Source organism: Allopusillimonas soli, from assembly GCF_004153445.1.
Classification (GTDB): domain Bacteria; phylum Pseudomonadota; class Gammaproteobacteria; order Burkholderiales; family Burkholderiaceae_B; genus Allopusillimonas; species Allopusillimonas soli.
In genome coordinates this window covers 46,087-59,086 of sequence record NZ_SDQC01000007.1, presented here as the reverse complement: position 1 = coordinate 59,086, position 13,000 = coordinate 46,087, and the positions used below count along the sequence as shown (strand labels likewise).

Here is a 13,000-nt window from a genome sequence, read left to right as displayed (position 1 = left end):
GGGCCGGCGGAAGTTCCTTGTTGTGGGTTGGGGAAGGGGGTTATCGGTTCATGGTCACGAGGATTATTGGACTAGGCGGGGGAGGCCGCATTGGACTGAATGCAGTGTCACATCAGTGTTTACGATACTAATACCCAATGTCGATAAGAGATTATTAATGACCGTGCTTATCGGGTCGAGCAAAGGCTTAAGAATAGCTAGAGCTATGGCAACGGTGCTGGCCGCGAAACTGTCCCCATTCGCCAAAGTGAAGGTCTTTACCATCCCTGTGCGGCAGGAGCGGAGTGCGTTGTTTCCTCCGAGCACGGCAGGTAAGCACAAGACATCACCTACAGCTGAAAAAATCGACGAAAGAGCGTTATTCAGAATACCCAGTGTGCCTCCAAGTACTCCTACAAGCCCATTGTTGGTCATACGATTGTTTATCTCTTCCATCCGCTCTTGAGACCATACCAGGCTAGCATTCACGTCGGACAAGGATTTGCCCGCTCCGCTTGTTCCAACAAGCTGCTCAGCTATGGCCTGTCTTGACGGATTATCTGGCTGCGTAATCCCCGCGTCAGTTGAATATCCAAGCATGTCGCCCAATATTCCATCCAGTACAGCATCCGCAATAATGTTGTTGATGGTTCCCGAGAGGTCGACATTGGTACCATCAACGGAGGTAGTTGCTGGAGCTCTAAGTTCAACGTCTGTCTCTTTGCCGGGGATAAGGTTAATGGCCACACTGCTACGCACAGGTAACACGCCCAATACATTCAACACTTCGAAGCGCTCCGGTTTTATCGAGCTTTCACTCGCCTCATCAAAGCAACTATTAGTGGGTGCAAGTAACTCTTGATAGAAAACTTCGGAGGGAGCGTTACTTGCCTTACTAAGGGTCATGCCTGAAAATTTTCCTATGCATAGACTGGCTGCGGCCGCTTTTACCGCGATAACGGCTCCATCCCGATTCTCCCCAGTGCATGCCTTTTCCAGCGTCCCACGCGAGGTTGCTACGTCCAAGATGATTGGTAAATGCACATAGGTTCCCAAAGTGTTAAGGATCAAGCCAACCACCGGAATTTCATCACTACTTAGATAAAGATACAGGCGCAGTTGCGCGCTATGGGCAGCTGTGCCCTCGCCTCCAATCGCTATCGTTGGAGGCTCAATAATCCTCAATTGACCACGAAGCACGTTTAGAATGCCTTCATTCGGTAGTTGGAGATCTATCAGATTGTTGGTATTTGCGGTAAGCAAACCTGCAGCTATAAGGTTTCCTAGATTTAGCTTTGCTGCCAATGCGGATGTTGGATCCGAAGGGCCCAGGTTTAGGAGGCCATTTTTTGTTTCATCTCCAAATAGTTGTACGGCAAGTTGCGGAATATCAAGGGCGGTACCAATGGACCTCAACAGAGCCAAATCTATATCATTGTTATTGCTATTCCCGCTGGGAGAATTGGCCAACACGTTGGCAGCAGCAGTTAGAAGATTGCCCAGTGTCACAGGTGCAAGGTTGAGCAATTGTTTACGAGTACCCGCCGATAAGTCGATATCTAGTCCCGCTTCTTTAAGCCCTTGTAGTAATCCGGAAGGAGTCAGATGAACATTGGCAAGTCCATCAGAGCTAAGTAAGGTCAGTTCTTCGGGACTCAATGCGAGTGTGCTAAGTAGCTTACCCAACAAACCGTCCTTGCTGAGACTGAGCAATTCCGATCCGACAGAGAAAGTGGCAACTGGCTCTGAAATTGTGGCTGTAGCCACTGCTTCAGCCGGCGTGTCAGTGCCAATAAATGGAACAAGTGGGCTCTGTTCTTTAGAAATGCGCACGCGCAAGGCGTTATATGGTGAGACACCAGCTTGAAAATTAGTAGATGGATTGCCGCTACTGTCTCCTTTCCATTGTCCGCACTCGATGAGCGAGAAGCTTGTATTAGAGATGTTCGCATCGGCGAGCGAATCAGCATTCAGCTTTGCCTTAGAGCAACTTTCATCATCAACGGTCAATGCCTGTACACCGCTTAGAGCTGCCATGTCGGCAGCCTTCTGTAATTCACGTTTCATATATGCCGCATATCCAATTTGTATGGACGCCAGCAGCACCATCAGCATGCCGATAGACGCAGCCAGGATTACCACAATGGAGCCTTGCTGGCTCTCATTGTGACGCTGGGTGGGAGATTGGCTGCGATGCATGATGATGCTCCTTAAGACAGGCCGGTTTAATTTCCGCTGTCCTGCTCCACGGCTTCCTTGAACCATTCGGGCAGTGGATGGGAAAAACTGTCGACATATCGCTTGTAGGCAGGGCCCGCCGTAGCGCCCAGGGTGGGTAGTGCATTACCCGCCTCGCTGCCTTGGGCTTGCATGCTGAACAATGCGTGCGCCACGTCGCCTATTTCCTCGGTTGGCATGCCCCAGATGCCCTTGGGTTGGCTGCGCTGTGCCGTTGACGGTTGCTGCCCAGCCTGCGAGGTGCTGGTGGAGGACGATGCGCGATAGGGTGGGGCCTGTGTGACCACGGGGCTGCTGCCGCGCCGCGCGGTGGTGCTTGCCGATGGCGCCGACGTATTGGGCGAAACCGGATAGGCTTCCGCAGGGGTGAACACGGCCGACGAAGGCATGGGCGCCGTGCGTGCATCGGCGGCGGGTACCGGGGCCGCAGCCATGCGGCCGGTCAAAGGCGCTTTGTCCTGGGCCTGCGTCATCAGGGGCAGGCAGGAAAGAGCAATGCAAAGCGGTATCAGCAAGCGTGGCATATCGCGGCCTTTAAAGAGTGTCGTCATGGCTATTGCACCAGAGGAGTATGGTTGTCCATCAGCGGCGATTGATGAAAGCCGATGGGGCTGGCTGGGTATGAGGCTGAGCCGCTGGCTTGTGCAGCGGCATAGGCGGGAACATCGCCACTGGTCACAACCGGGCTGGAGGTTCGGGAGGAGGATGACGTGGCCTGGGCGCTGGCTGGCTGCCGTGCTCCGGCAGATGATAGGTGCGTGGCGGGGTTCGTACGCCATTCGCTTGCCAGTAAATAAATTTGATCGCGCGTGCCTTGAGACAATTGCGCCTTGTCCATGACGGCATTGGCTTGAGGTGTATTGCCTTGCAGAAGCAGCAACAGCGCCAGATTGGACAGCACTTTGTCGTTGTCGGGATCAAGCTCCGCCGCCTTGCCCAACGGCAGTCTCGCGCCCGCGAGATTGCCACTCTGGATGCGGGCATAGCCCAGGTCGTTGAGTATCTGAGCATTGGTGGGCTGCAGGGCGGAGGCCTTGGCGAGGTATTCGCTGGCCTTGGCATAGTCGCCTTGTTCTGCGGCGAGCAAACCAAGACCATGCCAGCCGCTGGCGGCTTCGCTGGTTTTCAGCAGCGCGCGGTATGCCTGCTCGCTGGCCTGTGGCTGGCCCGTCATGCGCAAGGCATGGGCCCGCAATGCGTTCAGCTCGGTGCTGTCGCCGTAGTTGGCCGCATAAGCATCTATATAGGCCAGCGAAGCAAAATAGCGCTGCTGCTGCTGTGCCTCGCGTATCATCGCCAGCATTACTTCAGGACGGCTGGCTTCGTTCTTGCGAAGATCCTCCGCTTCCTGCTGCCGCATCATGGCCTGCTGCTCCTGCTGCTGGCGGATCAGCTTCCAGGCGGTGTCTGTTTTGTTGGTGGAGCAGCCTGCGAGCAACATCGCGCAGGCGACCAGACATAGTGTTCTGAACAAGATATTCCTCATCAGCCGCCTCCCATGCGGGACAAGCCGCGTATGATGGCCAGGAAGCCCGCGCCCCCTGTAACGATCAACAATGCAGGCATGAGTGTGAGCACCATTACTCCCGTCATTTTCACGGTGAGCTTGCCTACTTTCTCTTTAAGATCCAGCTTGCGTTGCTCGCGCAGCCGCTCACTGAAGTGCAGCAGCGGCTGTTGCACCGCGCCGCCGTGCTGGTCCACTTGTGCAATCAAGCGGCAAATGGCGGACAAGTCGTCGTTGTCGAAGTCTGTAGCAAGCCGGGCCAGCGACTGCTCCCGGCTGCGGCCGCGCGTGTATTGGTCCACGGCCAGATGCAGTTCGCGTGCCAATACCGGCATGACCTCGGCAAACTCGTGCACAACCACATGCAGGCTTTGGTCTATCGACAGGCCCACACCCTGCAGCAGGCGCAGAATATCGATAAGCAAGGGCAGCTCTTCGGCTGCAGCCAGCTTGCGCTGCTTGGCGCGCCGCGCCACCACCCATTTGGGCAGCATCAGGCCCAGGGCAAAGCCTACAAACAAGACAACAAATACGCCCAGCGCATGACTTCCGAGTATCGTGGTCCGGCCTAGCCACAGCAGGGCAGCGAGGGGCAGCGCGATACTGAGCACAGCGCGCGCAAACAGAAACAATGCGCGTGCTTTGGCCTGATCCAAGTAGCCCGCCGATGCGATCAGTTGCCGGTCTTCGTCCGCGATCAGCAACTCGGCAAGCCGGCCGGTACTCCAGCGTGTGCCCAAGGCGGCGGCTGTGCTGACGGCATCCGTCCAGGCGTCCCGCTGCTCGGGCGGCACAGGGGTGGGATTGTGCGTGCCCTGCGTGCCGCGGGCAGCCAGCGCTTTCTCCATGGCTGCCTGGCTTCTGGCCTGGCGAAAGGCGCGGCCCAGTATGGCCGCGCCAACAATGAACAGCGCAAGCGCCAGCAGCACGACGGCCAGCGCGATCAGTAGGTTGATATCGATTCGGGAAAGCCACGTGTTCATGTCATTCCCCTAATTCAGCCTGGCCATGCGGTATAGCCAGTAGGAGCCGATGATCTGCAGGGCTGCAGCGCCCAACAGCAGTTTCCAGCCTACGGGATCATGCCACATGTTCATGAACAAGTCGTTGTTGAAGGCAAGGATGAAAGCTGCCAGCCCCAGAGGAAGCAGTGCCAGTATCCAGGCCGAGAGCCGCACTTCCGCGGAAAGCGCAACAAGCTCGCGCCGAGCCTGGGTCAGGTCGCGCATGAAGGCTGCCATGCGCTCCAGCACATGGTCGCTGCGTCCGCCAAAACGCAGGGCCACCCCCACGATGGCGGCCACCAGGTACAGCTCGTGCAACCTGTACTGCCGCGCTGTCTGGCGCAGCGCGACGTCCAGTTCGTAGCCCCCGCGGTGGGCGCTGTTGGCTTTTTCAATGATCTCCAGCAAAGGGTCGTCGATCTTGGAAGCGGCAACCTGAAAAGATGCAGCGAGGCTTGTGCCTATGGCCATCAGGCGCACCACGGCGTCCAGGAAATCCGGCAACTGTTCCACCGCCTTGCGGTGGCGCCGATCGGCGCGCAGCCAGATGCGGAAGAAGCCAAGCACCAGGCCTATCAGCAGGATCGCCGCAAAGGCCAAGGGCCCCAGCAGCATGCCGCCGATCACCGCAACGAGTAAGGGCAGGCCAACCAGGCCAATGTAAAACCGGAAGGTGGGCACCATGCCGGCCCTGAGCAGCAACTGGTTCCATGTGTCGGGCCCGCCCCGCCATGCGGAGGGCGTGCGCACCACCATGCCGGGCGCATTCAGCTTGGCGGCGGTGCGCTCGTCGATGTGCTGGCCCACGAAACGCTCTGTGGCATCGCGGCGGCTGCGTTGCGCAGCGGCGTGCCACAGTAGAACACCGCCCACCACAAGCAGCAGTGCTATTGCGATCAGGACAAGCACAATGGCCATCAGCGCCTCCTGCCCCAGAATCCGCCGCCATCGGCGGGAGGCGGCGATTGACGGCTGTCTGGGCCACCCTTGTTCTGCCACTGGTCGCGAAAGCGCGCGAGCTTGGGCGTGTGGGGATGTATGCCCAGGCTTTTCCAGTGATCCTGCTCCTGGCCATCGGGGTCGATAAAGCTTTCGTAGCGATACAGCTCCTGGGTGGAAATGACGTTGTCGCCCATGCCGGTGATTTCAGTAACGGACAATATGCGGCGGCGCCCATTGGAGAGGCGGCCTATCTGGACGATGAAATCCAGCGCGCTGGCGATCTGGCGCCGCAGGCTGTCTTCGCTGCCCTGGTAGCCGGCAAAGCCGGCCAGCATTTCGATGCGGTACAGGCATTCGCGCGGCGAGTTGGCGTGTATGGTGGTCATGGAGCCTTCGTGGCCGGTATTCATGGCCTGCAGCATGTCCATGACTTCGGCGCCGCGCACTTCGCCCACCACTACCCGGTCTGGCCGCATGCGCAAGCTGTTGCGTATCAGATCGCGTATGGACACCACCCCGCTGCCGTCGTATCCGCCCTGGCGTGCTTCCAGCCTTACCACGTGGGGGTGGTTCAAGGAGAGTTCGGCTGTATCCTCCACCGTGACAATACGCTCGTTCTCGGGAATGAAGAAGGCCAGCGCATTGAGCAGCGAGGTTTTGCCCGAGCTGGTGCCGCCCGAAATGATGATATTGCAGCGCTGGTGCACGGCGGCATCCAGCAGGCGGCAGATTTCCTCGTTATAGCTGCCCAGGTTGAGCAAGTCGGTGGGCTTGAGCGGGTCCTGGCGAAACTTCCGTATCGACACGGAAGGCCCATCCACGGCCAGAGGCTCGATAATGACATTCAGTCGTCCGCCATCGGGCAGGCGAGCGTCCACCATGGGTGTGGACTCATCCAGCCTGCGGCCAAGCGGCGCGAGTATGCGGCGCACGATGCGCAGGATGTGCTGGTTGTCGGAAAACCGTACCGGTTCGCGCGTCAACACGCCCCGGCGCGACACGAAAACGTTGTCGTAGCCATTGATGAGTATGTCTTCCACCGTGGCGTCGGCCAGCAGATCCTCCAGCGGGCCCAGGCCTGCCAGTTCCTTGGTCAGGCTCAGCGCTACCTGCTGGACCTCGGATTCGTTAATGGGTACGCGTTTCTGCCGCACAAAGCCCGAAACCTCGATTTCCACGAATTCCTGGATGGCCTCGCGCGACCAGCGCCCGAACTCCGCGCCCAGCTCTTCGATGCGCGACAGCAGATGCTCGTAGGCGGCGCTTTTGATTTCCTGGAAGCGCTGCGTGCCTGCGAAGCCTTCATCGCCAAATTGAACGGAACCGGTCATGATCATGGGTCTATCCTTGCCACACGGGTTTAATTGTGGCTGCGCCGCGCCAGTCCGGCCAGCCATCCCATTGGATTGCGCTGTCCGCGGTGCGAAGAAGTGTTGTCGGGATTCAGTTCGCGAACCAGCGTGTTCACGGCCTTCACATAAGGGTCGGCGGCGCTTTCCTGGTTCAGCAATTTGCCGGTGTTCATGCTTCGGCGCAACGCGAGGGTGCGGTCGGGCAGCGTGGCCAGCAGGTTCAGTTCAAAACGTTCGGCGATCTGCGCGGCGTTCATGCCATAGCGCGGGTCGTAGCGGTTGACGATAAGCCGCAGCCGTTCGCGGTCCACTTTCTGCTGGGCAAGGTCTTCGAGCAGGTCGGCCAGGGACACGAGACCGCCCAGGCTTTGATCCGTGACCACCCACACCTGCGCACAACTGCGCGCAATGGCAGAAATGAATGGCGGGTTGGAAAGGCCGCCGGTATCGGTAATGACCAGGCCGAACATATCGCGCAGGCGCTCGAAGAGCGCAATGGAGTCGGCCAGGGACGCATCGCGCACCTGTTCGACAGCGCGCGGCAATGCCAGCACGCTGACGCCCGCATCATTTTGCGGCAGCGCCGAGTTGATCAAGGTGTCATCAAGGCGACGCAGGTTTTGCACCGCGTCCACAAAATGAAAACCCTGACGAATATTCAGGTAAAGCAGGTTATCGCCGACAGGCATGCCCAGGTCCAGCAGGCAGACGCGTTGCGCAAGAGGCAGGTATTCCGGCGTCTTGCGGGGCGGTTTGCCATTGCCGCTTTCGGTTGCGGCATCGCGCAACTGTTGCTGCACCATGCCTGCCAGATGCGATGCCAGCGTGCTGACCCCCAGGCCTGGCCGTGCACCCAGCAGCAGCACGCTTCCGAGCTTGGCCGGGTGGGCGCCGGATTCGCGTGGGGCCTGGCCCAGCAGCCGCTCCACGATGGCAAGAAAGTCGCTTTCCTGGTTCGGATCCGCAAAGTCCTTCACGCCCGCGCGGAAGGCCGTGATGGCGCCGCCGGGGTCGCTGGCGCAACCCAGCGCCACGGCAGGCACATCCGGGAATCGGCGCGCGAGCTCACCCGCCAGCATGCTGGCATGTTCCAGATTCACCTCATAGGCGTCGTTGGCTGCTTCGGGGCCGTAGTGGCTCAGGAAATCCAGGAAGACCATGGTGGGGCGTACTTCCACCATGTGTGAAGACAGCTTGCCTACGGCGGGTGTTTCCTGAATCACCGGACCGAGGTCATGCAAGGCGTCGGCCAGCCCGGTGGCCAGCGCCTGTTTGTCTGAGTAGAGTAAAAAACGGGGCTGCTGGGGCAAGATGCCGCCTCCTTAGCGCGAGAAACCGGGCATTTGCTGGCCACCCGCCGGGCCCATCAGGTAATAACCCCAGGCATTGCCCGGTGTGTTTCGCTTTTCCAGTTTGTCGCCAGGCAGGGGGATGTGGGCCCCGCGGGCAATGGGCTTGACCAGATGCGGTGTGACCACAATGATGAGCTCGTGCTCCTCCTGCGAGTAGGCCACGCTGCGAAAGAATGCGCCGATAATGGGCAGGTCGCCCAGGAAAGGCACCTTGCTGACATTGGCAATGGTTTGACGCGACACCAGGCCGCTGATCACAAAGCTTTCTCCGTCTCCCAGCTCTATCATGGTGTCGGCGCGGCGAGTACGCAGCGCGGGCATTAGCGTGACCTGATCGCCATTGCTGATGGGGATGGCATTGCCATAATCCAGTTCACTGGCTTCTGGCGCCACCTTCAGGGCAATGCGGTCTCGCGACAGCACGGTGGGAGATACCGTCAGCCCGATACCAAACGGCTTGTATTCAACGGTCGTGGTGCCCAGGCCACCCGATTGCGGCACGGGAATTTCCCCGCCGGCCAGGAAGCTCGCACTCTGGCCAGACATGGCCACCAGTGTGGGTTCGGCCAGGATGCGGCCCATGCCGGTACTTTCCAATAGGCTCAGGCCAGCATCAAAGTCGCCTGAGGTATAGAACAAAGAGAAGCCGCCATTGGCCATGCCGCTGAGCCCAGCAGGTATCAGGCTGAGCGATGCACTCCACGGCCCGCCATCGTGTGAGCTCCAGCGCACACCGACATCCTTCAATGCATTGCGCGACACCTCCACAACCTTGACTTCCACCTGCACCATGCTTCCTGGCGCCTGCGAGGCAGCGGCAGCGGAAGGGCGATCGTCGCCCAATACGGTGACGCGCCAGTGCCGGGGCGTCTTGCTGGCGCTGGTCCATACCTGCACGTCCGCGGTGCCTGGCTGGTTGGCAAACAGCATGACGCCGCCTGCTCGGCTGCCGCTGCCAGACAGTATTTGCACATCGGCAACATTGGGGTCGCTCACAGCCACGCGCGTGGCACGTCCGTTGATCGGCAGCATGCGCTGCCCATGCATGGGCAGCGCCATGGCCGCTGCGGCGCTGGCACCCGCCGCAACTGCGGTGCCAGGCGCCTCCTGGGCGACGGCCGGAAGCCAGGCAAAGGAAGCGAGAGCCAGCAGGCAGGTTGCGGAGACACTTGCCGCCAGCCCGTGCCCTCCATGGGTTGCGGGGCGCGCCGTAGCGTGCGCGGCGGCTTGCATGGTGAAGGGCGAAGAAAACAGTGCTGCTTTTTTATTTGTCATGGAACCCGCCTTGCTGCGTGTTGCGTGATGGCGTTAGCGCCGGTTGTGCCGCGTAAATTTGGTCAGTACTTCACGGTCTCAGCCTTGCCGCCGCGTATCACTTGTACGCTACGGTGTGGCTGGGCTGAGGATGTTCGGGGAGCCTGGGCTTTTTTTTCCGGCTTGTTGTCCTGATCCGCACCCGACACCTGTGTCAGGCTTTCGCCCGCATAGGCGCGGTTGCCAGCCTCGGCCAATAGCTGACGCTCGGCGGCGGTGAGATCTTTGCGGCCCGCAAGCAGCGGCTCTGTGGGCTTGAATAGATCGGTGTCGGGGCGGCTCTCGTCTTCCGGCGATCTCAGCGCCAGTTGCAGCTTGCCGCTGCGTACCGCGAGCAGCAGCTCATTGACGCGGGCAAGCGGCACAGCCAGCATGGCGTTGTTTGCCTGATCTCTCCGCCGGGGTTGCTGGTTGTCCGATGCCGCATCTTGGGGCGGCGGCCCGTCCAGCGAGTCGAGGCCATAGGCCAGTACGCGTACCTGCGGCAAGAGAAGCCGGGCTTGGGTATCCGCCACTTCCGCGTTGTCTGCGCCGCCGCTGCTCTTGCGCTCCAGCGTGAAGAACACGTCCACAATGTCGCCAGGGCGTATCCGGTTGGATGCGCCGGTAATCTCGTCCACCGGAATGCTGACAGCGCGCTGGCCTTCGTCCAGATAAGTAGCCAGGCCCTGCATGAGCATTGCGCGCGTGATGGGTTCTCCGGCGGGCAGATCGAAACGCAGGCGCTTGCCCACCAGCTCTTTAGGTTCGGCGTAAGCCTGTTTCGGCGATACGGGCCATTGTGCTGTCTTCAATGCCGTGTTCGCCATGGGCACGCCAGCGGCAATATCTTTGGCCGCCAGCACCACGGGATAGGTTGGCACGGGCTTGGGTGCTTCGGATGCCGCGATGGGGGTATTGGGCGCGGGTGGAGGCAGTGCGGGCCGGTTGGCTATCCTGTAAGCAACCACGCCCAGGGCCACGGCAATCACCACCAGAATCGCGGCGAGGAACTTCAGGATGGGGCTCATGTTTCAGGACTCCGACAGTATCTGTATGGTGGCGGTGGAGGAGAGTGAAGAGGGAAATAGCGCTGAGCCGTTGTCAAAAAGGCTGGCAATGCCTTGCACGGCATTCAGCAAAGGCCAACTGTTGACGACCACGGGTGTGCTGATGGCAATCTGGGCGCAGCTATTGGCTCCGCCGGGACAGGCTTGCTCGCTACCCGTGCAAAAACCTGCGTCTACGGCGCCGCCGATCAACGCTTTCAAGATGGCGTCCTGGCTGGCCAGATCCTTTACATGCGTGCAGCCTGCTTCCGCCGCGGCATTGCCGCTTGCCATGGTGCTGCTTTGTACCAAGGCATAGCGCGCGCCTTCCGCCGCCAGATCGGAGACTTTTTGCTGAACCCAAAAGAGCGTGCCGAAAGCAATAATGCCGAAAAAAATCATCAACACGAGGATGATGGTGAGCGCGAACTCTATTGCGGCAACACCCGATTGCACTTTATATGAAGCATTCTGAAGCGCAGGGGCGAGACCTGTTATCGGCTGTGTTGGCAAGGCGGAGGCATTGGGTGCAGGTTGCCACATATCAGCTCCCCCGTGACACGGCAGTGATATCCAGGTTTACCGTGGCGCTGGCCCGAAGCGTGCTGGGCAGAAAAAATTCTGCGCCTGGCAATGGAGGAACAAAAGCCCCGTCTCCCATGTAGTCATAGCTAAGGACTACGGTGTATAGATCGGGGGTGGTTGAGGAAGGGCACGGCGACGCCGTGGCGTGGGGGCTGCAAAAATTACAGCTCATGTGGCCGCTGCATTTGCCCAGCCAACCCGACAGGCGTTTCACCTCCGCCTCCACGGCTGCCTGCCGGTCAGTCTCCGAGCCCTGCCACGTGAGCGCCGTACGCGCACCCGACTGGGCCGCGCCATTCAAAGTCTGCTGTATGGCAAAGACGACGCCATAGGCCATGATGGCGTACAGCACAAGAAAAAAGATAAGAAACACAAGCCCGAATTCAACGGCATAAACGCCACGCTGCCGCGCGTGGCGTTTATGATGTGCCGATAATAAATATGGGCCTGCTTCCATGATGAACTACCTACAACGACGATAACCAGGGTTCAGGGTGAAACATGAGCCATCCCATGCCAAATAACGCGCCTAGAGCAATGTAAGCAGCGTAGGGAATGCCTCGGCGGATATCAGGCGGTTGCTTCCAAATGGCACGAGCACCAACCCAGCCTTGCAGTAAAACTGCAGACAAGGCGTGTATACCGGCCAAGATGCTGCCTATCAATAATGCCGGGAAGAGACCGGCAGGGCCTAGAAAAAAACCTAGAACCCCAATGAATTTCACATCGCCGGCTCCCACGGCGCGAAAACGCCATAGGGGGAAAAACACGACGAAACCAATTACCAGTCCAATCAAGGCAGCCTGTAGGCTAGGCAAATGAGCCGAAGCAAGATACGTGTACTTAATGTCTTGCGTAGCTAATAAAAGCCAAGCAAGCTGGTATCCCGCTCCAGCAAGGATTAGCCAATTAGGTATGCGACGCGTGCGTATATCCAGCCAGGTTGCAACTAGGTTGAATACAACGAAAATTAGTAGCCAGATGTGATTCACGCATATCGCTCAGAATTACCAGATTGGGGCTCAGCCGGTTATTTTCGGCAGCTCATCCACAATAGCCTGAAATGCTGCCGCGATTTGATTTCCGAGCGTCGCGACCACGCCTACAACAACGGCAGCGATCAACCCCACAATCAGCCCATACTCCACGGCCGTCGCACCCTCTTCATCTTTCCAGAACTGAATAAGTTGTTCTTTCATTTCCATCCCCTTGCATACACAAACAAAATTTACATATACATACATTTTGGCCGTTACGCCGCTTAAGATCGGGAATTTTCCCTAGATCTTCAAGCACATACTACTGTAACGGGATGAATCATTTTATAGGGTAATCCCTAGAAATAAGCAAAGAATTGGTAACTTCTGTAGCTTTTAGTGGACAGATTCTATGAAGTACTGTCCTTTAAGACAGTAATAAATAAATATCTGTTAGTTTTTTGCAGCATTTCAGATGAATTTTGTAGTATTTAGTGGTCTGCCGTTATCATGCGGCTTAGATCGCTTGGCCTAGTGACATCTTTAAAGTCGCGATACACGGGCGATATTTGTCGCTTTTTCCGCACCGAGCCGCGCTTATGTCCACTGCCACCGCTATATCGTCATACGTCTTTTGTCGAGTTGTTTCTTTCTTGAACACAACGCACATACGGCGTAAATTCTGTGCATGGGCGCTGGCGGCTGGCGTAATACTTCTACCC

Annotated in this window: 13 protein-coding genes; all 13 read right to left on the bottom strand. The window is 58.5% G+C overall.

Annotated features, from left to right (window positions below):
* Positions 1-63 precede the first annotated feature (63 nt).
* Positions 64-2,178, bottom strand: a complete 2,115-nt coding sequence (locus ERD78_RS18115) for a TadG family pilus assembly protein (RefSeq protein ID WP_167668987.1) — start codon at positions 2,176-2,178, stop codon at positions 64-66.
* 26 nt (positions 2,179-2,204) lie between these two features.
* On the bottom strand, positions 2,205-2,768 hold the full coding sequence (locus ERD78_RS18110) for a DUF3613 domain-containing protein (RefSeq protein WP_129971209.1): 564 nt from the start codon (positions 2,766-2,768) through the stop codon (positions 2,205-2,207).
* Positions 2,769-2,770: 2 nt separating this feature from the next.
* The gene (locus ERD78_RS18105) at positions 2,771-3,703 is read right to left on the bottom strand and encodes a tetratricopeptide repeat protein (protein ID WP_245152525.1); all 933 of its coding nucleotides are present in this window, start codon (positions 3,701-3,703) and stop codon (positions 2,771-2,773) included.
* Complete coding sequence (locus ERD78_RS18100) at positions 3,703-4,707, bottom strand: type II secretion system F family protein (RefSeq protein ID WP_129971207.1); 1,005 nt, start codon at positions 4,705-4,707, stop codon at positions 3,703-3,705. Before ERD78_RS18100 ends, ERD78_RS18105 begins: the two co-directional genes overlap by 1 nt.
* A gap of 9 nt (positions 4,708-4,716) precedes the next feature.
* Positions 4,717-5,649, bottom strand: a complete 933-nt coding sequence (locus ERD78_RS18095; RefSeq protein WP_371734634.1) for a type II secretion system F family protein — start codon at positions 5,647-5,649, stop codon at positions 4,717-4,719.
* Positions 5,646-7,007, bottom strand: coding sequence for a TadA family conjugal transfer-associated ATPase (locus tag ERD78_RS18090; protein WP_129971203.1), 1,362 nt, complete (start codon positions 7,005-7,007; stop codon positions 5,646-5,648). The genes ERD78_RS18095 and ERD78_RS18090 overlap by 4 nt, the downstream gene beginning before the upstream one ends.
* Positions 7,008-7,030: 23 nt before the next feature.
* Positions 7,031-8,332 carry a P-loop NTPase family protein gene (locus ERD78_RS18085; RefSeq protein ID WP_129971201.1) on the bottom strand — a complete coding sequence of 434 codons (1,302 nt, stop codon included), beginning with the start codon at positions 8,330-8,332 and terminating at the stop codon, positions 7,031-7,033.
* Between the two features lie 12 nt (positions 8,333-8,344).
* Positions 8,345-9,607 (bottom strand): type II and III secretion system protein family protein, encoded by a 1,263-nt coding sequence (locus tag ERD78_RS18080; protein ID WP_129971315.1) that lies wholly within the window; start codon positions 9,605-9,607, stop codon positions 8,345-8,347.
* A 104-nt stretch (positions 9,608-9,711) separates the two neighbouring features.
* A complete protein-coding gene (gene cpaB / locus ERD78_RS18075; RefSeq protein ID WP_129971199.1) occupies positions 9,712-10,698 on the bottom strand; it encodes a Flp pilus assembly protein CpaB in 987 nt (328 codons plus the stop codon).
* 3 nt (positions 10,699-10,701) lie between these two features.
* Complete coding sequence (locus ERD78_RS18070; protein WP_129971197.1) at positions 10,702-11,259, bottom strand: TadE/TadG family type IV pilus assembly protein; 558 nt, start codon at positions 11,257-11,259, stop codon at positions 10,702-10,704.
* 1 nt (position 11,260) lies between these two features.
* On the bottom strand, positions 11,261-11,758 hold the full coding sequence (locus ERD78_RS18065) for a TadE/TadG family type IV pilus assembly protein (protein WP_129971195.1): 498 nt from the start codon (positions 11,756-11,758) through the stop codon (positions 11,261-11,263).
* 10 nt (positions 11,759-11,768) lie between these two features.
* The gene (locus tag ERD78_RS18060) at positions 11,769-12,293 is read right to left on the bottom strand and encodes an A24 family peptidase (protein ID WP_167668986.1); all 525 of its coding nucleotides are present in this window, start codon (positions 12,291-12,293) and stop codon (positions 11,769-11,771) included.
* 30 nt (positions 12,294-12,323) lie between these two features.
* Entirely contained in the window at positions 12,324-12,500 is a 177-nt protein-coding gene (locus ERD78_RS18055; protein WP_129971191.1) for a Flp family type IVb pilin, read from the bottom strand.
* Positions 12,501-13,000: the final 500 nt, after the last annotated feature.